The 21,590-nt window shown below is 73.4% G+C and carries 25 protein-coding genes and 1 pseudogene; 12 read left to right on the top strand and 14 right to left on the bottom strand.

The annotated features are described in order from the left end of the window. Nucleotides 1–58: 58 nt before the first annotated feature. Complete coding sequence (locus F9B16_RS36035) at nucleotides 59–991, bottom strand: LysR family transcriptional regulator (protein ID WP_225992240.1); 933 nt, start codon at nucleotides 989–991, stop codon at nucleotides 59–61. Nucleotides 992–1,064: 73 nt separating this feature from the next. Here F9B16_RS36035 and F9B16_RS36040 point away from each other — a divergent pair, with 73 nt between their 5' ends. Then, complete coding sequence (locus tag F9B16_RS36040) at nucleotides 1,065–1,244, top strand: hypothetical protein (protein ID WP_151544701.1); 180 nt, start codon at nucleotides 1,065–1,067, stop codon at nucleotides 1,242–1,244. On the opposite strand, the gene F9B16_RS36045 is transcribed toward F9B16_RS36040, so the two are convergent. The 4 genes from F9B16_RS36045 to edd form a co-directional block, all read right to left on the bottom strand. After that, the gene (locus tag F9B16_RS36045; RefSeq protein WP_151544702.1) at nucleotides 1,220–1,615 is read right to left on the bottom strand and encodes a PPOX class F420-dependent oxidoreductase; all 396 of its coding nucleotides are present in this window, start codon (nucleotides 1,613–1,615) and stop codon (nucleotides 1,220–1,222) included. The two genes, F9B16_RS36040 and F9B16_RS36045, sit on opposite strands and share 25 nt — an antisense overlap. Nucleotides 1,616–1,677: 62 nt before the next feature. Next, nucleotides 1,678–2,304 carry a bifunctional 4-hydroxy-2-oxoglutarate aldolase/2-dehydro-3-deoxy-phosphogluconate aldolase gene (gene eda / locus F9B16_RS36050; protein WP_151544703.1) on the bottom strand — a complete coding sequence of 209 codons (627 nt, stop codon included), beginning with the start codon at nucleotides 2,302–2,304 and terminating at the stop codon, nucleotides 1,678–1,680. Further along, nucleotides 2,301–3,305, bottom strand: coding sequence for a glucokinase (gene glk / locus F9B16_RS36055; RefSeq protein ID WP_151544704.1), 1,005 nt, complete (start codon nucleotides 3,303–3,305; stop codon nucleotides 2,301–2,303). Before glk ends, eda begins: the two co-directional genes overlap by 4 nt. Continuing rightward, nucleotides 3,302–5,119 carry a phosphogluconate dehydratase gene (gene edd, locus F9B16_RS36060; protein WP_151544705.1) on the bottom strand — a complete coding sequence of 606 codons (1,818 nt, stop codon included), beginning with the start codon at nucleotides 5,117–5,119 and terminating at the stop codon, nucleotides 3,302–3,304. Before edd ends, glk begins: the two co-directional genes overlap by 4 nt. Before the next feature lie 148 nt (nucleotides 5,120–5,267). Between edd and F9B16_RS36065 the strand changes: the two genes are divergently transcribed. Next, entirely contained in the window at nucleotides 5,268–6,386 is a 1,119-nt protein-coding gene (locus F9B16_RS36065) for an ROK family transcriptional regulator (protein WP_151544706.1), read from the top strand. 38 nt (nucleotides 6,387–6,424) lie between these two features. Beyond that, on the top strand, nucleotides 6,425–7,072 hold the full coding sequence (locus tag F9B16_RS36070) for a hypothetical protein (RefSeq protein WP_151544707.1): 648 nt from the start codon (nucleotides 6,425–6,427) through the stop codon (nucleotides 7,070–7,072). A gap of 10 nt (nucleotides 7,073–7,082) precedes the next feature. On the opposite strand, the gene F9B16_RS36075 is transcribed toward F9B16_RS36070, so the two are convergent. Continuing rightward, nucleotides 7,083–8,735, bottom strand: a complete 1,653-nt coding sequence (locus F9B16_RS36075; RefSeq protein ID WP_151544708.1) for an ABC-F family ATP-binding cassette domain-containing protein — start codon at nucleotides 8,733–8,735, stop codon at nucleotides 7,083–7,085. Between the two features lie 100 nt (nucleotides 8,736–8,835). On the opposite strand from F9B16_RS36075, the gene F9B16_RS36080 reads away from it, so the two are divergent. From F9B16_RS36080 to F9B16_RS36095, 4 genes are all read left to right on the top strand, one after another. After that, nucleotides 8,836–9,531, top strand: coding sequence for a GNAT family N-acetyltransferase (locus tag F9B16_RS36080; RefSeq protein WP_151544709.1), 696 nt, complete (start codon nucleotides 8,836–8,838; stop codon nucleotides 9,529–9,531). Nucleotides 9,532–9,640: 109 nt separating this feature from the next. Then, nucleotides 9,641–11,155: a glycosyltransferase family 39 protein gene (locus tag F9B16_RS36085; protein ID WP_151544710.1), complete on the top strand. Its 1,515-nt coding sequence runs from the start codon at nucleotides 9,641–9,643 to the stop codon at nucleotides 11,153–11,155. A gap of 64 nt (nucleotides 11,156–11,219) precedes the next feature. Continuing rightward, nucleotides 11,220–11,753 (top strand): RNA polymerase sigma factor, encoded by a 534-nt coding sequence (locus tag F9B16_RS36090; RefSeq protein ID WP_151544711.1) that lies wholly within the window; start codon nucleotides 11,220–11,222, stop codon nucleotides 11,751–11,753. Further along, nucleotides 11,750–12,892 (top strand): hypothetical protein, encoded by a 1,143-nt coding sequence (locus tag F9B16_RS36095; RefSeq protein WP_151544712.1) that lies wholly within the window; start codon nucleotides 11,750–11,752, stop codon nucleotides 12,890–12,892. Before F9B16_RS36090 ends, F9B16_RS36095 begins: the two co-directional genes overlap by 4 nt. Nucleotides 12,893–12,910: 18 nt before the next feature. Here F9B16_RS36095 and F9B16_RS36100 read toward each other — a convergent pair whose 3' ends face one another. Both F9B16_RS36100 and F9B16_RS36105 read right to left on the bottom strand, forming a co-directional pair. Continuing rightward, nucleotides 12,911–13,114, bottom strand: coding sequence for a DUF397 domain-containing protein (locus tag F9B16_RS36100; RefSeq protein WP_151544713.1), 204 nt, complete (start codon nucleotides 13,112–13,114; stop codon nucleotides 12,911–12,913). Further along, on the bottom strand, nucleotides 13,111–13,923 hold the full coding sequence (locus F9B16_RS36105) for a helix-turn-helix domain-containing protein (protein ID WP_151544714.1): 813 nt from the start codon (nucleotides 13,921–13,923) through the stop codon (nucleotides 13,111–13,113). The genes F9B16_RS36100 and F9B16_RS36105 overlap by 4 nt, the downstream gene beginning before the upstream one ends. Before the next feature lie 97 nt (nucleotides 13,924–14,020). On the opposite strand from F9B16_RS36105, the gene F9B16_RS36110 reads away from it, so the two are divergent. The 4 genes from F9B16_RS36110 (at nucleotide 14,021) to F9B16_RS36125 (ending at nucleotide 16,169) form a co-directional block, all read left to right on the top strand. Beyond that, complete coding sequence (locus F9B16_RS36110; RefSeq protein WP_151544715.1) at nucleotides 14,021–14,440, top strand: ATP-binding protein; 420 nt, start codon at nucleotides 14,021–14,023, stop codon at nucleotides 14,438–14,440. Nucleotides 14,441–14,573: 133 nt separating this feature from the next. Then, on the top strand, nucleotides 14,574–14,843 hold the full coding sequence (locus F9B16_RS36115) for a hypothetical protein (RefSeq protein ID WP_151544725.1): 270 nt from the start codon (nucleotides 14,574–14,576) through the stop codon (nucleotides 14,841–14,843). Next, entirely contained in the window at nucleotides 14,836–15,441 is a 606-nt protein-coding gene (locus tag F9B16_RS36120) for a DUF6879 family protein (protein WP_151544716.1), read from the top strand. Before F9B16_RS36115 ends, F9B16_RS36120 begins: the two co-directional genes overlap by 8 nt. Nucleotides 15,442–15,455: 14 nt before the next feature. Further along, on the top strand, nucleotides 15,456–16,169 hold the full coding sequence (locus tag F9B16_RS36125) for a DUF6082 family protein (protein ID WP_151544717.1): 714 nt from the start codon (nucleotides 15,456–15,458) through the stop codon (nucleotides 16,167–16,169). A 32-nt stretch (nucleotides 16,170–16,201) separates the two neighbouring features. Here F9B16_RS36125 and F9B16_RS36130 read toward each other — a convergent pair whose 3' ends face one another. The 4 genes from F9B16_RS36130 to F9B16_RS36145 all read right to left on the bottom strand — a co-directional run bounded on the left by F9B16_RS36130 (nucleotide 16,202) and on the right by F9B16_RS36145 (nucleotide 18,864). Beyond that, nucleotides 16,202–16,567 carry an MmcQ/YjbR family DNA-binding protein gene (locus F9B16_RS36130; RefSeq protein ID WP_151544718.1) on the bottom strand — a complete coding sequence of 122 codons (366 nt, stop codon included), beginning with the start codon at nucleotides 16,565–16,567 and terminating at the stop codon, nucleotides 16,202–16,204. 106 nt (nucleotides 16,568–16,673) lie between these two features. Next, complete coding sequence (locus F9B16_RS36135) at nucleotides 16,674–17,360, bottom strand: class F sortase (RefSeq protein WP_151544719.1); 687 nt, start codon at nucleotides 17,358–17,360, stop codon at nucleotides 16,674–16,676. Nucleotides 17,361–17,364: 4 nt separating this feature from the next. Beyond that, nucleotides 17,365–18,060, bottom strand: a complete 696-nt coding sequence (locus F9B16_RS36140; RefSeq protein WP_151544720.1) for an SH3 domain-containing protein — start codon at nucleotides 18,058–18,060, stop codon at nucleotides 17,365–17,367. A gap of 327 nt (nucleotides 18,061–18,387) precedes the next feature. Next, complete coding sequence (locus tag F9B16_RS36145; protein ID WP_151544721.1) at nucleotides 18,388–18,864, bottom strand: hypothetical protein; 477 nt, start codon at nucleotides 18,862–18,864, stop codon at nucleotides 18,388–18,390. A 311-nt stretch (nucleotides 18,865–19,175) separates the two neighbouring features. Between F9B16_RS36145 and F9B16_RS36150 the strand changes: the two genes are divergently transcribed. Continuing rightward, the gene (locus F9B16_RS36150) at nucleotides 19,176–19,949 is read left to right on the top strand and encodes a creatininase family protein (RefSeq protein ID WP_151544722.1); all 774 of its coding nucleotides are present in this window, start codon (nucleotides 19,176–19,178) and stop codon (nucleotides 19,947–19,949) included. Here the strand turns inward: F9B16_RS36150 and F9B16_RS36155 are convergent. Together F9B16_RS36155 and F9B16_RS36160 are read right to left on the bottom strand one after the other, a co-directional pair. Then, nucleotides 19,938–20,708: pseudogene (locus F9B16_RS36155) on the bottom strand (lysylphosphatidylglycerol synthase transmembrane domain-containing protein); the annotation flags it as partial. The gene F9B16_RS36150 and the pseudogene F9B16_RS36155 overlap by 12 nt on opposite strands. Continuing rightward, nucleotides 20,705–21,502, bottom strand: coding sequence for a class I SAM-dependent methyltransferase (locus F9B16_RS36160; protein WP_151544723.1), 798 nt, complete (start codon nucleotides 21,500–21,502; stop codon nucleotides 20,705–20,707). The pseudogene F9B16_RS36155 and the gene F9B16_RS36160, both read right to left, overlap by 4 nt. Nucleotides 21,503–21,590: the final 88 nt, after the last annotated feature.

The raw sequence follows: 21,590 nt of genomic DNA on the forward strand, positions 1-21,590 counted from the left end.
CTGCCGCCCGCCGGGCGTCCCGGATGGGCGTCCTGCGGGCGGCCGCCGGCGGGTGGGCCTAGGCGGCGGAGCGGTCGGGCAGGCGGGCGCAGCGGGACGGGACGGCGTCGCGCAGCGCGGCGAGGGCGCGGACGATCAGAGGGTTCGCGCGGCTGCCGCGCCGCACGCAGGTCAGCACCTGCCGCGTCGGCACCGCGTCGCCGGACAGCGGGACGCGCACGACCGGCTGGTCGGCCGGGCCGTCCGCCAGCCGCGGCACGAGCGAGATGCCGAGCCCGTTGCTGACCAGCGCCCAGATCACCGCCCAGGTGGTGGCGTTGTGCGCGATCCGGGGCGTGAACCCCGCCGCCGCGCAGTAGGTCATGACCTGCTGGTGGTGGACGCAGCCCTGCACGCTGATCCACGCCTCGCCCGCGGCGTCCTCCAGCCGGACGCCGCGCCGTCCCGCGAGCGGGTGCCCGGCCGGGACGATCAGGTCGAGCGCCTCCGCCATCAGCGGCTCGCGGTCGAAGCGCGGGTCGCCGGGCGGCGGCGCGTCCTCGGTGGGCTCGATGACCGCGACGTCGGTCTCGCCGGCCGCGAGCAGGCCCACGGCCACGTCGGTGTCGCACTCGCGGATCTCGACGGCGAGGGCCGGATCGGCGCGCAGCAGCGCGCCGGCGGCGGGGGCGATCAGGCCGCCGACCGCCGTGGGGAACCCGCACATGCGCAGCGGCCCGGACGCGCCGGCGCGGTGCGACTCGAGGTCGGCGAGCGCCTCCTCCCACCGGGCGAGCATGCCGTCGGCATGCTCGACGAGCAGCAGCGCGGCCGGGGTGAGCCGGACGCGGCGGCCCTGCGGCTCCAGCAGCGGCACCTTCAGCTCGCGCGCCAGTTCCCGCAGGTGGTGGGAGACGGCGGACGGGGTGAGGTGCAGCGCGTCCGCCGCCGAGGTGACCGTCCCGTACTGGTGGACGAGCCGGAGCATGTGCAGCCGCCGCAGATCGATCATGCAATCATTTTGCACAGATGACCGCGGAAATGTGAAATGGACGGCAACGTTCCGGTCTGAGCAGACTGTGGTCATGACACAGCGAGGCAGGATCCTTTCCCGGCATCTCACCAGTGACGGCGTCGTCGTGTGGAGCCGCTGCGCCTGCGGGCGGCTGCGGATGGACCTCGTCCCGGCGGCGGGCGGGGCAGGGCTCGGCGCCGGGCCCTGCCCGCACCGCGGCGGCGGTCACGCGTCGAGCGTCAGCTCGTAGTGCAGGGTCTTGTAGTGCTTCATCCGGTGGACGAGCGGGACGGCGAAGCCCTGCTGGAAGCGGTGCTTGCGCGCCAGCATCCGGCGGATCGGCTTCGCCTCCTCCTCGCTCAGCAGCCGGACCCGGCCGTGTACCGCGGGGCCGGTGACCTTGCCCCTGTAGGTGCTCGGCGCGACCTCGACCTCGGGGTTGCGGGCCATCCGCTTGGCCTTGTACGCCTTGTCGTAGGTGCGGAAGTAGGCGTGGTCGCCGCGGACGACGACGTTCACCGGCGTCCCGACCGGCGTTCCGTCCTTGCGGTAGGTGGTCAGCAGGACGGTGCGCTGGCGCGCCAGGCCGTCGAGCGTCTCGCGGATGTTCGTGCTGTCCATCGCGGGCCTCCCTTGTTGTCGCTCCTGCCCAGGAGACGGGAGGGAGACCCGCGAACGTGACATCAGGCCGGGCGGAGTTCCGCGGCCTCGGCGGCGAGCGCGCGGACGCGGTCCCAGTCCCCTGCGCGGACGGCGTCGGACGGGGTCAGCCAGGTGCCGCCGACGCAGCCGACGTTCGGCAGCGCGAGGTAGTCGGCGGCGTTGCCGGGCCGGATCCCGCCGGTCGGGCAGAACGTGATCTGCGGCAGCGGCCCGCCGAGCGCCTTCAGGTAGGGGACGCCGCCGGCCGGCTCGGCCGGGAAGAACTTCATCGCGGTGACGCCCTCCTCCAGCAGCGCCATCGCCTCCGACGCGCTGGAGACGCCCGGCAGGAACGGCAGGCCGGTGTCCGCCATCGCGGCCCGCAGCCGGGGCGTGCAGCCGGGGCTGACGAGGAACCGCGCGCCCGCCTTCAGCGACCGCTCCGCGTCCCCCGCGGTGACGACCGTGCCCGCGCCGACGACGGCGTCCGGGACCTCGGCGGCGATCCGCTCGATCGACTCGACGGCGGCGGGCGTGCGCAGCGTCACCTCGATCGCGGGGAGCCCGCCGTCGACCAGGGCGCGGGCGAGCGGCACCGCGTGGTCGGCGTCGTCGAGGACGACGACCGGGACGACGGGCGCCAGCCCGAACAGCTCTTCGGTGTTCATGCGTGCTCCAGGGGTTCCAGGGCGGCCGGGGTCTGCGCCAGCCGGACGGCGGCGCCGACGAGGGCCGGGCCGGGGTGGACGATCAGCGAGGTCGGGACGGGACGCAGGTAGTCCTCGACGGGCGGCTTCGCCTCGAAGCGGGCGCGGAAGTCGCTGCGGTGCAGCGCGCCCGCGATGCGCGGCAGGATGCCGCCGCCGAGGTGGACGCCGCCGCGGGCGCCGAGGGTCAGCGCGACGTTCCCGGCGAGCGAGCCGAGCAGCGCGCAGAACATCGCGACGGCCTCCGCGCAGAGCGGGTCGTCGCCGTGGGCGCAGATCCGCGCGGGGTCCAGCGGCTCGGCCTTCACACCGTCGAGTATCGCCAGGTAGCGGTGGATGCGGGCGAGGCCGGCGCCGGACAGCAGGGACTCGGCGCGGGACGTGCCGTGCTCGGCGCGCAGCAGCCGCGCGACCGCGAGCTCCCGGTCGGTGGCGGCGGGGACGTCGACCTGCCCGCCCTCGCCGGCCAGCGGCACCCATCCGGCGGGCGTCGGGACGAGCCCGGCGACGCCGAGCCCGGTGCCCGGGCCGAGCACCGCGAGCGGGGCGGCCCCGGCGGGGCGGTCGCCGGCGGGGCCGATCGGGACGAGGTCGTCCGGCCCGAGGCGGGGCAGCGCGAGGGCGAGCGCCTCGAAGTCGTTGAGGATCTCCAGGTGCGGGATCCCGAGGTGCTCGCGCACCCCTTCCGCGGTGCCCTTCGGCCAGCCGGCGTTGGTCAGGTGGTAGGTGCCGTCGGTGACGGGACCCGCCACCGCCAGGCACGCGGCCGTCGGCCGGACGTCGGGGGCGTGCCGTTCGAGGTAGGCGGCGGCGGCCTCGGCGAGCCCCGCGTGGTCGCGGGTGGGCAGCGACTCGACCCGCTCCGGGGCGCCGTCCGGGCCGTCGACGAGGGCGAAGCGGGCGTTCGTGCCGCCGACGTCGGCGACCAGCCACGCCGTGCCCGCTTCGGGACCCCGGCTCACGCGAACACCCCGGCGCCGAGTTCGGCCGCGCCGACCGAGCGGCGGAACACGTCGAACAGCTCGCGTCCGGTGCCGGTCCACTCCTCGGCGGACGGCGCCGCGCCGCCCGGGATGCGGGCGTCGAACTCCTCGTCCGGGACGAGGACCTCCAGCAGTCCCTTGTCGGCGTCCAGCCGGACGACGTCGCCGTCGCGGACGCGGGCGAGCGGGCCGCCCGCCGCCGCCTCCGGCGACACGTGGATCGCGGCGGGCACCGCCCCCGAGGCGCCCGACATGCGTCCGTCCGTGACCAGCGCGACCCGGAACCCGCGGTCCTGGAGCACCGAGAGCGGCGGGGTGAGGCGGTGCAGCTCCGGCATCCCGTTGGCGCGCGGCCCCTGGTGCCGGACGACCGCGACGACGTCCCGGTCCAGCTCGCCGGCGGCGAACGCCTCCTGCAGCGCCTCCTGCGACTCGAACACCCGGGCGGGCGCCTCGACCGTGCGGTGCTCGGGCCGGACCGCCGACACCTTGATCACGGCGCGGCCGAGGTTGCCGGACACGGTGTGCAGGCCGCCGTGGGTGTCGAACGGCTCGTCCGCGGGGCGCAGGACGTCGGTGTCGCCGGACTCGGCGGGCGCCTCGTCCCACACGACCCTTCCGCCGTCGAGCCGCGGCGTCTTCCGGTACGCGGCGAGAGTGGCGCCGCCGACCGTGCGAGCGTCCTCGTGCAGCAGCCCCGCGTCGATCAGCTCGCCGATGAGGAACGCGGTGCCGCCGGCGGCGTGGAAGTGGTTCACGTCCGCGGTGCCGTTCGGGTAGAGCCGGGTGAGCAGCGGCGTCACCTTGGACAGCTCGTCGAAGTCGTCCCAGGTCAGCTCGATGCCCGCGGCGGCGGCCATCGCGACCAGGTGCAGCGTGTGGTTGGTGGACCCGCCGGTCGCGAGCAGCGCGACGATCGCGTTGGCGAAGGCCCGCTCGTCCAGCACCTCGCCGATCGGGGTGTACTCGTCCGCGAGGTCAGTCAGCTTGAGGACGCGCCGCCCGGCCGCCTCCGTCAGCCCGTCGCGCAGCGGGGTCCCCGGCGGGACGAAGCTCGCGCCCGGCAGGTGCAGGCCCATGACCTCCATGAGCAGCTGGTTGGAGTTGGCCGTCCCGTAGAAGGTGCAGGTGCCGGGCGAGTGGTAGGACGCGGCCTCCGCGGCGAGCAGTTCGTCCCGGCCGATCTCCCCCGCCGCGTACCGCTTGCGGACCTTGGCCTTCTGCGCGTTCGGCAGCCCGGACGCCATCGGCCCGGCCGGCACCAGGATCACCGGCAGGTGCCCGAACGCCAGCGCGCCGATCACCAGGCCCGGGACGATCTTGTCGCAGACGCCGAGCAGCAGCGCGCCGTCGAACATGTCGTGCGACAGCGCCACCGCCGTCGCCATCGCCACCACGTCCCGGCTGAACAGCGACAGCTCCATGCCGGCGCGGCCCTGCGTGATGCCGTCGCACATCGCCGGGACGCCGCCCGCGAACTGCGCGGTGCCGCCCGCCTGGCGGATCGCGGCCTTCAGGATGTCCGGGTAGTCCTTCAACGGCTGGTGCGCGGAGAGCATGTCGTTGTACGCCGACACGATCGCGATGTTCGGCGTGACGTTTCCGCGCAGCCACAGCTTGTCCTGGACGCCGCAGGCCGCGAACCCGTGCGCCAGGTTCGCGCACCCCATGCCGCCGCGCGCCGGGCCCTGCGTGCGGGCGGCGCCGATGCGGTCGAGGTAGGCGGTGCGCCGGGCGGCGCTCCGCTCGGCGATGCGCTGTGTGACGCGTTCCAAGACAGGGTGCAAGGCCATCGCGAGCTCCAGACCAGGGGGATCGGTAGATCGCCAAACTATCGAGACATAGGTCACCCGTACAAGCCGACTTATGAACTTCAACTAACAAAAGTCCATATGTTCGGCGAACTGGACGTACCGAAGAGGGCCGTGCTTGACTGACCGGATGCCGCGCCCCGTGACCCGCCCGTGCACGACCGGCGACGTGCTGCGCCTCATCCGCGAGGACGGCGTCGCCACCCGCGCCGATCTGGGCCGCGTCACCGGCCTCTCCCGCCCCGCCGTCGCGTCCCGCGTCGCCGACCTGATCGCGCGCGGCCTCGTCGTCGAGCGCGCCGACGGCCCGTCCACCGGCGGGCGCCCGCCGGCCCGCCTGGCGTTCAACGCCGCGGGCGGCACCGTGCTCGTCGCCAACCTCGGCCAGTCCCGCGGCCAGCTCGCCGTCTGCGACCTCGCCGGCCGCGTCCTCGCCCGGTCCGACGCGCCGCCCGCCGACGTCACCGCGGGCAAGACGCTGCCGCGCCTCCTCGACCAGTGGAGCGACCTGCTCGCCGGCTCCGGCATCGACCCGGCGTCGATCCGGGGCGTGGGCCTCGGCGTGCCCGACGCCGTCGAGCACGTCGCCGGACGCTGGGACCGCGTCGAGGTCAGCCCGCCCGTCCTGGAGCGGTTCGGGGTCCCCGCCCACCTCGACAACGAGGTCAACACCGCCGCGCTCGGCGAGCACCAGGCCCACCCCGGCGTCCAGGACCTGCTGTTCGTCAAGGTGTCCACCGGCATCGGCGCGGGCGTCATCGCGGGCGGCGCCATCCAGCGCGGCGCGCTCGGCGCGGCCGGGGAGATCGGCCACGTCCCCGTCCCGGCCGCCGGGGACGCGCCGTGCCGCTGCGGCAACACCGGCTGCGTCGAGGCCGTCGCGGGCGGCACCGCCCTGCTGGCCCGCTCGTCCGCCGCGGACCTGCCCGCCCTCGCCGCGATGGCCCGCGCCGGCGACCCCGCCACCGTCGCGCTGCTGCGCGAGGCGGGCCGCCGCATCGGCGAGGTCGTCGCCACCGCCGTGAACCTGCTCAATCCCGCCGTCGTCGTCCTCGGCGGCGACCTCGTCGGCGCCGACGAGCCCCTCATCGCGGGCCTGCGCGAGGTCGTCTACCAGCGCTCCACCGTGCTCGCGACGCGCAGCCTGCGCATCGAGCCGAGCCGCCTCGGCGAGAGCGCCGGCCTCACCGGCTGCGCCGCCATGGTCCTCGCCAACGTCCTCTCCCCCGAGGCCGTCGACGCCCTCTGAGCCCTACACTGTCGGCACGCCGAGCGTGCGGAGGCGGCATGGGCTCGTCGTTCCCCCTTCACCCGCCCGGGGACCTGACCTTCGACGGCGGCGCCGCGTCCGAGGACGAGTGCTGGGCCCGCCTCGGCCGCAGGGTCCGTGGGAGGCTCGCCGACGCGGCGGGCGAGCCCATCGAGTCGTTCGCCCAGGAGCACCGCGGTGACGGCGGCCGCCCGGCCGCGGGGATCCTCGGCGAGAGGGCCCTGGCGCACGCCGTTCCCGGCCTCGTGCTCCGGCGCTTCCCCGTCCACCGGGTGACGGTGTTCCGCTTCGTGCCCGGATCGCTGGAGGCCTTCGGCGTGATCCACCGTCCCGCCGCCGACGCGCCGCCACCGCCCCGGCCGGACGCGCCGCCCCCCGATCTCGGTCTCGACGCCGACGCGCGGGGCATGCTGGGGAACCTCCCGCCGCGGGCCCAGGAGCTCCTGCAGGGGCCTTTCCTCGACGGCTCCCCGCCGTCGAGCTGGTACTGGACGTACCGCGGCGACGAGGAAGGGCTCTCCAAGTTCGTCTGCTACCTCGCCAACGACGAGACGCTGACGGCCGCCACGGGCACGATGGCCGTCCCGCCGGGCCACGTCGGGCTCACAGCGCACTGGTGGCTGACCTGCTACCGCGCCGCCGTCGAGGAGAGGACGGTGACCTGACGGTCAGCCGTCAGCGGTCCGCCGGGGCCAGGTCGTCGGCGACGCGGCCGTCCGCGACGACGAGGCGGCGGGTGGTGCGGACGGCCTGGAGCATCCGGCGGTCGTGCGTCACCAGCAGCAGCGTGCCCGGGTAGGACTCCAGCGCGGACTCGAGCTGCTCGATCGCCGGAAGGTCCAGGTGGTTGGTCGGCTCGTCCAGCACCAGCAGGTTGACGCCCTTGCCCTGGAGCAGGGCCAGCGCGGCGCGGGTCCGCTCGCCGGGCGACAGGGTCCCGGCCGGGCGCAGCACGTGGTCGGCGCGCAGCCCGAACTTCGCCAGCAGGGTCCGGACGGCCTCGGGCTCCAGCCCCGACGCGGCGGCGAACGCGTCCAGCAGCGGCTCGTCCCCGAGGAACAGGCCGCGCGCCTGGTCGACCTCGCCGACGATCACGCCGGGGCCGAGCGCCGCGTCGCCCTCGTCCGGGACGATCCGGCCGAGCAGCGCGCCCAGCAGCGTGGACTTGCCCGCGCCGTTCGCGCCGGTGATCGCGACCCGGTCGGCCCAGCCGATCTCCAGGTCCACCGGCCCGAGCGTGAACGCGCCGCGCCGCACGACCGCGCCGCGCAGCGTCGCCACCACCGCCCCGGAGCGGGGCGCGGCGGCGATCTCCATCCGCAGCTCCCACTCCTTGCGGGGCTCCTCGACGACGTCGAGGCGCTCGATGGCCCGCTCCGTCTGCCGCGCCTTCGCCGCCTGCTTCTCGCTCGCTTCCGACCGGAACTTGCGGCCGACCTTGTCGTTGTCGGTGGCCTTGCGGCGCGCGTTGCGGACGCCCTTGTCCATCCAGGCCCGCTGCATCCGGCCGCGCTCCTGCAGCGCGGACAGCTTCCCGGCGTACTCCTCGTACTCCGCCCGCGCGTGCCTGCGGGCGACCTCGCGTTCGGCCAGGTAGGCGTCGTATCCGCCGCCGTACAGGTTGATCTGGTGCTGGGCGAGGTCGAGCTCCAGGACGCTCGTGACCGTCCGGGCGAGGAACTCGCGGTCGTGGCTGACGACCACGGTCCCGGCCCGCAGGCCGGTGACGAAGCGCTCCAGCCGCTCCAGGCCGTCGAGGTCGAGGTCGTTGGTCGGCTCGTCCAGCAGGAACACGTCGTACCGGCTGAGCAGCAGCGACGCCAGCCCGGCCCGGGCCGCCTGCCCGCCCGACAGCGCCGTCATCGGCCGGTCCAGCCCGACGCCGAGCCCGAGGTCCGCCGCGACCTCCCCGGCCCGGTCCTCCAGGTCTGCGCCGCCGAGGTCGAGCCAGCGCTCCAGGGCCGCGGCGTAGGCGTCGTCGGCCCCCGCGCGCCCCTCCACGAGGCCCTCGGTCGCCGCGTCCAGGTCGGCCTGCGCGCGCGCCACGCCCGTCCGGCGGGCGAGGAACGCCGCGACGGTCTCGTCCGGCCGCCGCTCCGGCTCCTGCGGGAGGTATCCGACGGACGCCGACGCCGGGCTGAGCTGGACGGCGCCCGCCTCGGGCGTCCCGAGCCCGGCCAGCAGCCGCAGCAGCGTCGACTTCCCGGCCCCGTTGCCGCCGACCAGCCCGACGACGTCGCCGGGCGCGACGACGAGGTCGAGCCCGTCGAACAGCGCCCGGTCCCCATGCCCGGCCGCGAGGTCCTTGACGACGAGAGTGGCGCTCATAGGCCCCCAACGCTATCCGCCCCGGGCCACCGGCCGGGTCCGCCGGCCCCCTCGTTGATCGCCAGGAGTCATCCGGCCGGGTCCGGACGTTGGGGTTTGCATGAACCCGCTTTACCTGCAGACCGGAACGGCATGGCCTCCCGATTCCCCCGCTCCGGCGGAGATCCGGCCGTTCACCGAGAGTGACCGGGCGGAGCTGCTCGCCCTGTTCGGCCGCGCCCGCGAGGGGTCCCCCTCCGCGTCCCTGTGGGGCCACGAGGAGTCCGAGGCGGCCATCTACCTCACCCCCTACATGGACCTGGAGCCGGAGTCCCTCTTCGTCGCCGAGTCCGGGGGACGGCTCGTGGGCTGCCTGACCGGGTGCCGCGACTCGTCCCGCCTCCCGAGCGAGGAGGCCCGCACGCTGGAGGCCATCCGGAGGCACCGCCTCATGCTGCGCCCCCGCCTCGCCGCCTTCTTCGCGCGCAGCACCGGGGACCTCCTCTGGGCCGCCGCCCGCGGACGCCCCAGGGCCACGGCCTTCGAGGACCCCCGATGGCCCGCGCACCTGCACATCAACCTCGTCCCCGAGGCACGCGGGACCGGAGCCGCCGAGAACCTCATGACCGCCTGGTTCGACCGGCTCAGGTCCACCGGCTCCCCCGGCTGCCACCTGCAGACCCTCTGCGAGAACACCCGCGCGCTCGCGTTCTTCCGCCGCATGGGCTTCACCGAGCACGGCCCGGCCCGCCTCGTCCCCGGCGCCCGCTACCGCGGCCAACGCCTCCACCAGCGCACAATGACCTGGACCCCCTGAGCAGCGCCACCGTCGAGGTCTTCGCCTGCGAGTAGGAGCGGCACCCGCGCCCCTTCGCGAATAGGCGGCGGGGAAATGCAACGGTTCGGGGTTCCCTGCGTCTCTTGGCGTGGACTCCAAACTGGATCTTCTGCCCGGTGATCGCCCGGCCCCCGCCGCGCACCCCGGCCCGCCCTCCGAAGACGCGAGCCGACGCACGGAGGCGCGGCGAGAGCGCTGGAAGGCCTGGCTCCTTCCCTCGGGGCCCGCCCTGCTGGCGCTGGCGATGGGCCTCTGGGGCGCCGGACGGCTGCCGCTGTGGCGGGACGAGGCGATCACGTCCGAGATCGCCCGCCGCTCGACCCCCGACATCCTGTGGTGCGCCCGTCACATCGACGCCGTCCACGCCGTCTACTACCTGTTCATGCACGGTGTCGTGCAGCTCTTCGGAGCCGGCGAGTTCGCGCTGCGGCTCCCCTCGATCGCGGCGTTCGCGGCCACCGCGGCGGGCGTCACCGTCCTCGGCCGAAGGATCATGTCCGGATCGGCCGGGTTCGTCGCCGGCCTGCTCTACGCCGGGGCACCGTTCGCCAGCCACTACGCGCACGAGGCCCGCTCCTACTCCCTGGTCGCGGCGCTCACCGTGTGGCTGACCGTCCTGTTCGTGGACCTGGCCGAACGCGGCTCCCGGCGCCGGTACGCCGCCTACGGCGCGGGCATCGCCCTGCTGGGGCTGGTCCATCTGTTCGCGCTGCTCATCCTGCCCGCCCACCTGGCGACCCTGCTGCTGTCGCGCCGCACCAGGACGATGCTGCGCCCGTGGTCCGCCGCCGCGGCGTCGGCGGTGGTCGCCGTGAGCCCGCTGATCGCGCTGGCCGTGACGCAGCGCAACGCCCTGGACTGGCTGGCGCGCCCGGGCTGGCGCGACGCGCTCTACCTGGCCGAGGCGTTCACCGGCCCCCGCACCGTGATGGACCTGCTCGGCGCGGCCATGGCGGTGGGCCTGGTCACGGCGCGGCGCCGCGGGCCGATCGGCCCGCAGGCCCTGGCCGTGCCGTGGCTGCTGCTGCCCGCGGCGCTGCTGCTGCTGGCCTCCCAGTTCCATCCCTTCTACACGGGCCGCTACGTGATCGGCAGCCTTCCCGCCGTGTCGCTCCTGGCCGCCGCGGGACTCGCCCGGCTGCCCCACCGGACGTGGATCGCGCCGATCGTCGCGATGGCCGTCCTGCTGGAACCCCTCCAGGTCGCGCAGCGCCGCCCAGAGAACTGGTGGGACGACCTCCGCGGGGCCGCGGCGATCGTCCGGCAGGAGGCCCGGCCGGGTGACGCGGTCCTCTTCCTCACGGCGGACCGGCGGTCGATCGCCGAGGCGTACCCGGACGCGTTCCGCGGGACGCGCGACATCGCCCTGCGGCGGACCCCCGCCCAGGCGGGCAACTTCGGCGGCACCGAGTTCTCCCCGTCCGAGATCGGCCGCCGGCTGGCCGGCGCCGCGACCACCCGGGTCTGGCTGCTGGAGGGGCCCTGGCGCAGCCCGTCCCTGGACCCGCGGGACCGCGCGAAGGTCGACGTCCTCCAGCGGCACTTCCGGCAGGCGGGCGTCTGGCGCGTCCGCGGCGTCACGCTGTCGCTGTTCCAGCGGTGACGGCCCGCCCGGAAAAAGTTCGGCCCCCCATGCAACATCGGCGCCCCGGACGCGTCTCTTCCACGTGAGCCTCCTCAACTTCCGCCAGGACGGCCCCCCGGACCTGGCGGAGCCCTCCCCCGACAGAGCGGTGACGCAGTTGTACGAAGCGCACGCCCTGGACCTCGTCAGGCTGGCCCTGGTGATGGTCGGCGACAGGCAGACGGCCGAGGACGTCGTCCAGGACTCCTTCCTCGGCCTGTACCGGCGGTGGGGGCGGCTGAAGGACACCGGCAAGGCCCTGACCTACCTGAGGTCGTCGGTGCTCAACAACTGCCGGTCGGTGCTGCGCCGCCGGAACCGCCGCCTTCTCGGCGCCCAGGAACCGCCCGTCGCGTCGGCGGAGAGCCGGGTCCTGGACCTGGAGCAGGGCAAGGAGATCCTCGACGCGCTGCGCCGCCTCCCGCACAAGCAGCGGGAGACGCTGGTGCTCCGGTTCGTCCTCGACCTGTCCGAGGAGGAGACCGCGCAGGTCATGCGGGTGAGCCGGGGCACCGTCCGGTCCAACACGTCCCGCGGGCGCACCGCCCTTGAGCGCATGCTGGGAGAGACCCCGTGAACATCGAACGGCTGCTGAAGGACGCCGCCGCCGCCGAGACGCGCGAGGTGACGCGCGAGTCGCTGCCGCCGCTGACCCTGCCCGCCGCCCGCCGCCGGCCCGCGGGACGGCGGCTCGTGCCGGTCGCCGCCGTCGCCGCCGTCCTCACCGTGATCACGGTCGTGGCCGTGACCGTCGCGCTCCGCGGCGCCCTGCGCGGACCGGACGCGCTCGGCGCGCACGAAGGCCCCCCGTACTTCCTGGCCACCCACCGGAAAGGCGGCGTCGGCGTCTTCGACTCCTGGACCGGACGCATGATCGCCGACATCAGGCCCCGCACCGGGCACTACTCCGCCCTCACGCTCTCGGCCGACCGGCGCACCGCCTTCCTCGCCGACGAGGTCGGCCACTGCCGCACCCGCATCGACAAAGTGACCCTGCGCGGCGACGGGACCGTGGCGCACCGGACGACCCTGCCCGGCGGGTTCGGCACCATCGTGGACGAGATGGCCGCCACGGCGGACGGCAGCCGTGTCGCACTCGTCTTCAACAACCTCGCCGGCTGCAGCGGCGACGACGTGGCGGTCGTCGATTCCCCGTCCGGCGCCACCCGGGCATGGCGCCTGCTGCCGCCGAGCGCCGACTCGCCGGGGTTCGTGCAGTCCCCGGCATGGGCGGTGGACGGCCGCACCCTCTTCCTCGCCAGCGAGGATCCGGAGGAGACACCCGGCAACGACATCGGCATCGACCTGCGCGCGCTCGACACCCGCACGGCCGGCACCGACCTGGGCCACGCCCGCGTCGTCCTGAAGAGCGTCGCGGACCTGTCGTCCTTGCGGCTCTCCCCGGACGGGCTCACCGTCACGGCCGTCAAGGAGGACACCGACGACGACGGGACGTTCAAGTCCGTCGCGGTGGTGGAGCTGCCCGTGCCCATCGGGGACGGGTCCCGCAGGGCTCCCGTCCGCGAACTCGCCAGCATGACGGCCCGTCAGATCGCGCCCGCGGCGCCGACCGACTTCCGGACCACCCTCGACGCGACCGGCCGGCACCTGCTCGTCAGCTCCCGCCGCGACCGGGCCGTCTTCCGCCTGGACGACGGCCGCTTCCACCGCCTCCCCGACCTGCACCGCACCGACCTGGGCCTGATCGCCTGGTGAACCCCCCCGATTCAGATGTCAGGAGGCCCGGTCGCCGAGGTTCAGCTCTCCGAGCTTGATGCGCGCCAGCAACCCGCCGAAGTCCCGAGCACTGACCCCGAGCCGAGGCCCCTCCGGATCCTTGGAATCCCGCACCCCAATACACCCGCCCAGACGGGCCAACTCGACGCATGCGTCGTCGTTGCCACCGCCACTTCGGGAGCTCTTACGCCACTCGGTCACTCGTAGGTCCTCATCGTCTGCTCGATCAGTTCCCTCGACGCGTCCCTAGAAAGGGCAAACGCCCCGATCTGCTCGAACCGTATCGCGATGGTGGCGACCTCGTCACCGGCCTCGATCAGGCGCCCGCCGATCTGCGCTCCCGCATAAGCCAGCTCCCTCGATCGGATCTTGTAGATCTGGAGAGGGCCGTCATGGCCCGGATGCCATCCCACCGATCTGGCCACGACGCGGATCATGGTGCGCGGGCTCTCCCCCATCTTGAGGAGATGCCCGAGCTGGTCCCGCATCACCGCGTGATCGCCGACGCGCGTTTCGAGCACCTCCTGGTCCAGCAGGATCCACAGATACGGCGGCTCCTTGCGGAGGAGGATCTCCTGGCGCTTCATCCGCGCCTTGGTCTCCGCTTCGGCCTCCCGCATCCGGCCCGCGGCCCGCAGAAGAGCGAGAGCGTAGTCCTCCGTCTGCGCCAGCAGGGGAATCGTCTTCCCGTGGTAGAGCCGGACGACGTCCGCACTCTTTTCATACTGGATGAATTGCTTGAACCAGTCCGGGTCGTGCCCAGTACGGGCGTAGTACATCAGCCGCTGAAAGTGCCCTCCGGTGTTCCATGCCTCATCGAGGAGCACCATGTGATCGTCATTGGGACGGTACCTGCCCGCCTCCCAATTCGATACGGTCCCCCTCGTCGCCTTCACGATGCTCGCCACCTGCGCCAGCGAAAGGCCGCGCTGGGTACGGTGAAACCACAGGTCGAAGGCCAGCCAGGCCCAGAGGGACGAGTTCGGATCGATCGTCTCGCGCACCGTCATCGGGACTCCTCCCGTATTGCATGCTTTGCAATCCAGTGCAGGCTAACTCCCGAGCGCCGATCCTGTGGCGAAGTTCCCGGAAATCAGGACGGCTGCCATGGACGATCGAGTTCCGACCCTCCAAATACACAAATCAGACGAAATACGGATGACTCTGCTCGCAGTGGGCTCTTCGGTCGCCCTCGCTCGCGAACTCGTCCGCTACGCCCTCACCCATTGGGGTTACGAGCGATCTCTCATCGACGACTCGATCCTCGTCATGAGCGAGATCACGACGAACGCCGTCAACGCGGCACCGGGTCGCCACATCCGGATCCGCATCGCCACGTACAACGGCGCGCCCCTGCTCGAATGCTGGGACCCGGCCCCTGAGCTGCCGCTCCCTCGCTCCGCCGGCGCGGACGCCGTGAGTGGACGCGGCCTCGCGATCATCGCCGCCTACGCCCAGGAGACCGGCACCCGCCCGTCCGCCACCGCCCAAGGCAAAATCATCTGGGCCCTCATGCCGCCGGCGTGAACGCGCACACTCCGACCTTTTCGGCCAATACCCATAACCCGGTACTAGCTGGATGATTTAGGCAAGACTTGCCGGGGCGGCGCGCCGGTGAGAATATTCCCACTAGCACCGGCTACTGGAAGTGAGCGACTTCATGTCCAGGCCATGGGAAGCCGATCATGGCGCGGAGTTCCAGCGGAGACTCGGCAAGACGGCCGCCGACGTGGGCGACAGCCGCACCACGCAGGACTGTCCCGAGATCTGGGAGCTGGACAACGGCGACATCGCCGTTATCGGCCGCGATGCCACCAGCGCGTACAGCGACCGGCTCCCACCCGGGGTGAGCATCGGTTCCGACGAGCGCCTCGTGATCATCTCAGGCCGCCTGCTGTCCGCCGCAAAACCGGACATCCGAGATGCTTGACAAGATCCCGACCATTCCCGGTGGCGTGCTCGACCATGCCGCCTATCACCGGGACTTCGCACGCCAGATCGAGGACCTGACCGGCGTGGTCTGGAAGCTGGAGCGCTCTCAGGTCTTCCGCGAGCTGAACGACCCGAGCTGGCAGGCGTTCGCCGCCGGGGACTGGCAACGCTCCCTTCGCCTTCTGGAGAAGGACCGGGGAGCCGTCCGCGCCGAAGCGCGCCGCAACAAGCGCCAAGGGTTGAGCGTCCGCCGTGTCCGCGTGGTCGAGTACCCGGTGAGCCCCTACCTGCATTGGGAGCTGCACGCCCTCCGCATGCTCGCCGAGGAGGGCTTCGAGCTGAGCGTGCTGCGGGCCGATGAACTGTCGTCACTCGAATCGCGAGGCCAGCTGCCCGAGGTCGTCGTCATCGGCAAACGCGTCCTCTACGAAGTCCAATACCTACCGGATTGGACGCCATGCGGGGCCCGGTGCATCAGAGAGCCCCACATCATCCGGACGGCGGCCGCGGAGATAGCCGACCTCTACCGGAGGGGCGAGCCCCTCCTTGATTTCTTCGAGCGAGAGGTCGCTCCACTCCCCGCTCCCGCGGTCTGAACTATCGTTCGTAGATGCCTTCCGTTCGCCTGGGCCGGAGCAGGCTGAGCGCACTCCTCTTCAGCCTCGGCACGCTCCTCGTCATCGGTCTCATCGGCGCGTCGCCATGGGCCCTGCGAGCCTTCTCCGGGCCGACGACCCGCTGGGAGCGCTGGAGCTTCATCGGGCAGACCTACGGCGCCGCGTCCGCGCTCCTGTCCGTTCTCGCTCTCATCGGCATCGTCTCCACCCTCATCTTCCAGGCGCACGATACGAAGATCGCTCGGGAGGAGGCTCGGCGGATCGCGATCGCCGAGTTGCTCAAGATGGCGATGGACGACCCCGCGCTGGACGAGGCGTGGGGGCCGGTTCCCGAAAGGGAGGATCGCACGGCGCGCCGCCAGCTCATGTACATCAACATGATCGTCTCCGAGTGGCAGATGTCCTACGAGACCAAGGCCCTCCCCGAGGTGCGTCTACGGGCCATCTCCCGCGAGATGTTCAGCGGCCGTCCCGGCCGCGCCTACTGGCAGGAGGCCCGCCAAGTGCGCCTGAGCACGTCCGGCAGCAAGCGGGCCCGGCGCTTCCACGAGATCCTGGACGAGGAATACCGGCGAGCTCCCGCTCCCCCACCTGAGCCGCGGCCCTCGCGCCGCCGTCCTTGGGCTCTCCTCGCCGCCGCGACCGCCGGTGCGCTTGCGTTGACGCCCGTCCTCCGGCGCGCGTTCGCCCGACGCCCCCGCTCGTGAACTTGTGTACCGCGCTCTAGCTGGGCGTTCGGTCAGCTTGTCAGTTGGGTTCGTTGGGCTTTGGTTAGGCGGGCCACTACGAGGGCGTAGGAGTGGTCGATCATTTCCTGGAGTTCGTCGTCGGGGACCGAGCCGTCCAGGGTCACGGTGTTCCAGTGCCGCTTGTTCAAGTGGTAGCCGGGGGTGATCGCGGCGTGGCGGTCGCGCAGTTCGACGGCCAGGTCGGGGTCGCATTTGAGGCTGACGGCGCCCGGGGGCGGGCCGAGGGACACGAGCGCGAACATCCGGCCGGCCACCTTGAACACGGCCACGCCGTCGCCGAAGGGGTAGTCCTCCACCGCGCCCGTCTTGGCCGCGCAGTCGTCGATCACCTGGTCGCGAAGTGAGCCGCGTGCCATCCGGGCCTCCGTCGTTCTCCGGGCGGGCTTCGGTGACAGGGTCGCACGGGTGTGCGGGGACGTGCGGCGGCCCCGGTACCGCGGGGGTACCGGGGCCGGTGCTCGGTCAGCGTTCGGTGTGGGCCTTCTGGGCGGTGTTCTGGCTGCCCGGGACCAGGGACGCGTAGACGATGATGTTGTCGACGTAGTGGCCGCGCGCGTGGTCGAACCGGCCGCCGCACGTGATGAGGCGCAGCTCCGGGCCCCCCTCGCGGCCGTAGACGCTGCCGGTCGGGAACTTGTCCTTGTCGACGCGCTGGATGCGGTCGATGCGGAAGGCCGGGACGGTCCCGTCCTTGCGGACGACCTCGATCCGGCGCCCCGGGCGGAGCGCCCCGAGCCTGTAGAAGACGCCCGGCCTGGTCCTGGAGTCGACGTGGCCGACGAGGACGCTGCGGCCGTTCTCACCCGGCGTCGGGCCCTCCTGGTACCAGCCGACCTGGTCGACGCGGCTGAGCGGCGGCACCTCCAGCTCCCCGTCCGGTTTGGTGGCGACCCGGATGACCGGGGCGTCCACCTTGATGGACGGGATCCGGACCCGTTCGGGCAGCGACGGCGAGAGCGCCTGCTCCGGGTTCGGCGCCGTGTCGTCGGGCGCCTTCTCCACCAGGTTGGACGAGGGCGGCTGCGGCGGCGCGTCGGGGCCGGTCAGCCGGAACCCGACGACGCACATGGCGGTCCCTGTCGCGATGAGGACGGCGGCCAGCCAATACCACAGGTGCATTGGCCGGCCGCTGCGCCTTGCTTTGCTCATCGGCTCAGGAGAGCCCCTGCGCCCGGCGGCGGAACGCCGCGATCGCGACCCCGCCGCCCAGCGCGATGGCGCCGAGGCCGGCCCCGGCCAGCAGCGGGTTGTACGACGCGGCGGCGGTACCGCCGCCACCGGCCATGACGCCGCCGCGGGCCGAGCGGATCGGCTTCAGGAACCCGCCGAAGGACCACTTGCCGACCTGGTTCGCCGGAACGCTCTGGCGGAGCGTCCGCCAGCCGGCCTCGCTGGCCCGGCAGTCCGCGGTGATGTGCTGGCCGCGGTGGAGCGGCGGCGGCGAGGTGTCGTATCCGGTGCTCGGGCCCGTGCGGACGTTCAGCGTGTTCGCGGTGACCACGTACCGGCAGCTCCGGCCGCTGTGGCTGAGCAGGCGCAGGAACTGGCCGCTGACCCACTTGCCGACCTGGTTCGACCGGAGCTGGTGCCAGCCGGACTGGCTCGTGATGCAGTCGGCGCCGAGGTGCTTGCCGTGCCGCAGCGGAGGCGGCACCGTCTCCCACCTCGTGCCCGGGCCGGTGCGGACGTTCAGGGCGCTCGCGGTGACCTCGTAGCGGCAGATCTTCGGCGCGGCGGCCAGGTGCGGCGTGGCGGTCGCCGCGTCGGCCGCGCCCCCGGTCAGCAGCATCAGGCCGCCGGCGGTCCCGGCGACCGCGAGCGCCATGCCAGTGCGCGCGCTTGAGCTCATTCTTCCCCCAACTAGTGATCTTGTTGATGCCGGAGGTGTCCGACTTCGTCGTGATCAAGCTGCCCCTAGTGCATTAGGGACATGCCGTCGGGGTCGCAAACGTTGGGGATAGCGATCGGTCGGCAGATCGAAAATCTCATCGTCGGACGACAAAGCGCAGTCCTATCTCGCGCGACAAGACTCGCCATTATCGACAATGCGTTCATGCATGGACCAGGACGGAAATTCCCCCCATTTTCGGGAGGCGGGCGCCCCGGAGGGCACTGCGGCCGGCCGGCACCGCGCGGGTGCGTCGGCCGGCCGCGGTGCGCGGCCCGGACGCGCGGGTCAGGAGAGGCCCTTCACCTGGCGGCGGCGGACCGCGACGGCGAGGCCGCCGCCCAGCACGATCGCCCCGAGGCCGGCGCCGGCCAGCATCGGGTCCGCCGCGGCGGAGGTGCCGCCCGCACCGGCGGAGGCGCCGCCGGTGGGCTTGATCGGCTTGAGGAACTTCTTGAAGACCCAGCCGTGCAGCTGGTTCTTGGGCACGCCCTGGTGCAGCTCGACCCAGCCGCCGTTGCTCGCCTTGCAGTCCGCGCCGATGTGCAGGCCGAACTTCAGCGGCGGCGGGATGAGCTTGCCGCGCGGCGTCTGGTGGACGTTCAGGCCGCTCCGCGCGATGACCTCGTACCGGCAGATGTCGCCGGCGCCGACGGGGCCGCCGTGCGGCGCGGTGGCCGCCAGGGCGGCGCCGCCGCTCAGCAGGGTCAGGCCGCTCGCCGCACCGGCCACCGCGAGCTTCACGCCGGTTCGCGCGCTTGTCATCATACTTCTCCCCGAACTAGTGATCTTGTTCTTTGCCGGAGGTGTCCGACATCGTTTCGTTGATCACATTTCCCGAGGGAATTCGACTGATGTCGCACTGATCGCAAACATTGGGGACAGCGTGGGGCGCCGATCGTGAAGTCCGCGTCGGAGTACTCCCAAGCGATGATCTTCTGCCGCCGCCAGAAACCCAGATAATGGACATGCTGATCATGTACGACAAAGACGATAAGCAATGCGAGTCGCGACGATCAGGTCACCCGGCCGGGTCCGCGGCCCCCGGCCGGGCGCGGGCGTGGCAGGGTGGGCGCATGCTGCCGACGCACACGAGCACGGAGGAACGGGACGCCCGAGTGGCGCTGCTGCCCGTCGGGAGTTTCGAGCAGCACGGGCCGTTCCTGCCGCTGGCCACGGACACGGTGATCGCGTGCACCGTCGCCGACGCGATCGCCGAGCGGTACCCGGTCCGGGTGCTCCCGCCGGTGACGATCTCCTGCTCGCACGAGCACGAGCACGCCGGATGGCCCGGGACGGTCAGCATCTCGGCGGCGACCCTGTACGCGGTGGTGCGCGACGTGGCGGACTCGCTGCGCAGGGCAGGCGTGCCGAAGCTGGTGCTGGTCAGCGGGCACGGCGGCAACTACGTCCTCGGGAACGCGGTCCAGGAGTCGGGCGGCGACATGGCGCTGTTCCCCGGAATGGACGAATGGGAGGACGCGCGGGCCGCCGCCGGAATGGCGACGTCCGGCATCTCCGACATGCACGCCGGGGAGCTGGAGACGTCGATCCTGCTGCACGCGCACCCCGGACTCGTCCGGCCCGGGTACGAGGGCTCCGATCACCTCGCCGACGACCGGCGGCACCTGCTGACGGCCGGGATGGCGGCCTACACCGCGTCCGGGGTCATCGGGCGGCCGTCACTGGCCTCCGCCGGCAAGGGCCGGGACGCGCTCGCCCGCCTCGTCGGGGCGTTCGGGAGCTGCCTCGCCGTGCTGGACCAGCAGGGCGAGGGCGCCCGGCAGCGCGGACACGAAGGTCAGCACGCCGTAGACGACGGAGATGGTGAGGCCCTCGGCCGAGCCTAGGCCGGCGGCGCCGAACGCGAGCGCGGTCACGGCCTCGCGCGGCCCCCAGCCGCCGACGTTGATCGGCAGGCCCATGACCAGCAGCGCCAGCAGCAGCAGCGGCAGCAGCTCGAGGAGGGGCGCGTGCGAGCCGGCGGCGCGCGCGGCGACGACGAACAGCGCGAGGTGCCCGGCGAGGGCCGCGACCGACAGCCCGGCGATGCCGGGCCAGGCCGCGAGGACGCCGCGGGCCTCCGCGAGCGCGGCGGCGACGGCGCGGTGCCGCCAGCGCGCCAGCGCCAGCAGGACGCTCAGCACCAGCGCCGCCGGGATCAGCGCGGGCGTCAGCGACGCCAGCAGCGACGGGCGGGCCGGCAGGACGGCCAGGCACGCGAGCACGAGGACGATCTGCCCCGCGGCGCGTTCCAGCACGACCGCGCGGACGCCGCGCCCGACGTCCCCGGCGCGGTGGCCGTGGCTGACGGCGCGGTGCACGTCGCCGAGGACGCCGGCGGGCAGCACCGCGTTGAGGAACAGCGCCCGGTAGTAGGCGGCGACGGCGCCGGGCAGCGGCAGCGGGAGGCCGAGCCGGCGGGCGATCAGGCGCCAGCGCGCCGCGGCGCACACGGTGCTGAACAGGCCGGCGGCCAGCGCCGCCGCGACGGACGGCCCGTCGACCGCCTTCAGCGCGGCGACGAACGCCGACGTGCTGTGCCACCACAGCAGTCCGGCGAGGATCGCCAGGGCGGCCGCGACGCGCAGCCAGGGACGGAGCTTCACGTGGTTCCCCCGGGGAGTGCGAGCAGGTCGATGTGGTGGACCTCGGCGGTCAGGCGGCCGGCGTCGCAGTCGGCGAGCCGGCGCCGCAGGTACTCGGCGGCGGGTTCGGCGAGGTCGGGGCGCTGCTCGACGGCGGCGCCGACCCAGCCGCGCAGCCACTCGGCCGTGAGCCCGGCCCGCTCCGGGCCGAGCCGCCACGGGCTGGGACGGGTCTGGACGGTCGCGCCGCGGCGGCGGAACGCGGTCGCGGCGGCCGCGGCGGCGTCCGGGCCGAGCAGCCCGTCCCGCCGCTGGTGGGCGTCGAACGCGGCGCCGATCTCGGCGTCCAGCGGGTCATGCGGGACGATCCGGACGCGTCCGGCGACGGTGAGGGTGAGCAGCGCGGGGCAGGACACGGCGGCGGCGATCCCGTCGACCTGCCCGGCGGTGAGGACGTCCAGCAGCGCGGACGCGGTGACCAGGGACGCGCCGACGAGGTCGGCGGCGCGCAGGCCGGCGAGGTCGCCCTCGCGGGTCTCCAGGGTGGCGGGCGTGCCGTCGGCGGTGCGGTAGGCGTTGGCGCGGGCCTCCTCCAGCAGGGCGGGGTCGCCGTCGTACAGGACCCAGTGCTGGGGGCCGGGGAGGCGCGGGGCGAGCCAGCGCCCGAGCGCGCCGGTGCCGCAGCCGAGGTCCCAGATGACCAGCGGTTCGCCGGCGGGCAGGCGCGCGCGAAGCGGGCCGAGCAACTCGCCGGCGCGGGCGGCGGCGTCGGCCTCCTCGCGCAGCGCGAGCCAGGCCGGGGCGAAAGCGGTCATGGTGTCTCCTCAGCGAGTCCGTCCAGGACGGCGGCCATGCGGCGGGACGTGGCGTCCCAGCCGGGCAGGGCGCCGCGCCGCCGCCGGG

The organism is Actinomadura montaniterrae (genome assembly GCF_008923365.1).
Lineage (GTDB): Bacteria > Actinomycetota > Actinomycetes > Streptosporangiales > Streptosporangiaceae > Spirillospora > Spirillospora montaniterrae.

Excerpts from the sequence above, each read along its gene's own strand:
- F9B16_RS36035 (WP_225992240.1), bottom strand. The coding sequence starts at position 991 with ATGATCGATCTGCGGCGGCTGCACATGCTCCGGCTCGTCCACCAGTAC.
- F9B16_RS36040 (WP_151544701.1), top strand. The coding sequence starts at position 1,065 with ATGACACAGCGAGGCAGGATCCTTTCCCGGCATCTCACCAGTGACGGC.
- F9B16_RS36045 (WP_151544702.1), bottom strand. The coding sequence starts at position 1,615 with ATGGACAGCACGAACATCCGCGAGACGCTCGACGGCCTGGCGCGCCAG.
- eda (WP_151544703.1), bottom strand. The coding sequence starts at position 2,304 with ATGAACACCGAAGAGCTGTTCGGGCTGGCGCCCGTCGTCCCGGTCGTC.
- edd (WP_151544705.1), bottom strand. The coding sequence starts at position 5,119 with ATGGCCTTGCACCCTGTCTTGGAACGCGTCACACAGCGCATCGCCGAG.
- F9B16_RS36065 (WP_151544706.1), top strand. The coding sequence starts at position 5,268 with ATGCCGCGCCCCGTGACCCGCCCGTGCACGACCGGCGACGTGCTGCGC.
- F9B16_RS36070 (WP_151544707.1), top strand. The coding sequence starts at position 6,425 with ATGGGCTCGTCGTTCCCCCTTCACCCGCCCGGGGACCTGACCTTCGAC.
- F9B16_RS36075 (WP_151544708.1), bottom strand. The coding sequence starts at position 8,735 with ATGAGCGCCACTCTCGTCGTCAAGGACCTCGCGGCCGGGCATGGGGAC.
- F9B16_RS36080 (WP_151544709.1), top strand. The coding sequence starts at position 8,836 with ATGAACCCGCTTTACCTGCAGACCGGAACGGCATGGCCTCCCGATTCC.
- F9B16_RS36105 (WP_151544714.1), bottom strand. The coding sequence starts at position 13,923 with ATGACGGTGCGCGAGACGATCGATCCGAACTCGTCCCTCTGGGCCTGG.
- F9B16_RS36110 (WP_151544715.1), top strand. The coding sequence starts at position 14,021 with ATGGACGATCGAGTTCCGACCCTCCAAATACACAAATCAGACGAAATA.
- F9B16_RS36115 (WP_151544725.1), top strand. The coding sequence starts at position 14,574 with ATGTCCAGGCCATGGGAAGCCGATCATGGCGCGGAGTTCCAGCGGAGA.
- F9B16_RS36120 (WP_151544716.1), top strand. The coding sequence starts at position 14,836 with ATGCTTGACAAGATCCCGACCATTCCCGGTGGCGTGCTCGACCATGCC.
- F9B16_RS36125 (WP_151544717.1), top strand. The coding sequence starts at position 15,456 with ATGCCTTCCGTTCGCCTGGGCCGGAGCAGGCTGAGCGCACTCCTCTTC.
- F9B16_RS36130 (WP_151544718.1), bottom strand. The coding sequence starts at position 16,567 with ATGGCACGCGGCTCACTTCGCGACCAGGTGATCGACGACTGCGCGGCC.
- F9B16_RS36135 (WP_151544719.1), bottom strand. The coding sequence starts at position 17,360 with ATGAGCAAAGCAAGGCGCAGCGGCCGGCCAATGCACCTGTGGTATTGG.
- F9B16_RS36140 (WP_151544720.1), bottom strand. The coding sequence starts at position 18,060 with ATGAGCTCAAGCGCGCGCACTGGCATGGCGCTCGCGGTCGCCGGGACC.
- F9B16_RS36145 (WP_151544721.1), bottom strand. The coding sequence starts at position 18,864 with ATGACAAGCGCGCGAACCGGCGTGAAGCTCGCGGTGGCCGGTGCGGCG.
- F9B16_RS36150 (WP_151544722.1), top strand. The coding sequence starts at position 19,176 with ATGCTGCCGACGCACACGAGCACGGAGGAACGGGACGCCCGAGTGGCG.
- F9B16_RS36160 (WP_151544723.1), bottom strand. The coding sequence starts at position 21,502 with ATGACCGCTTTCGCCCCGGCCTGGCTCGCGCTGCGCGAGGAGGCCGAC.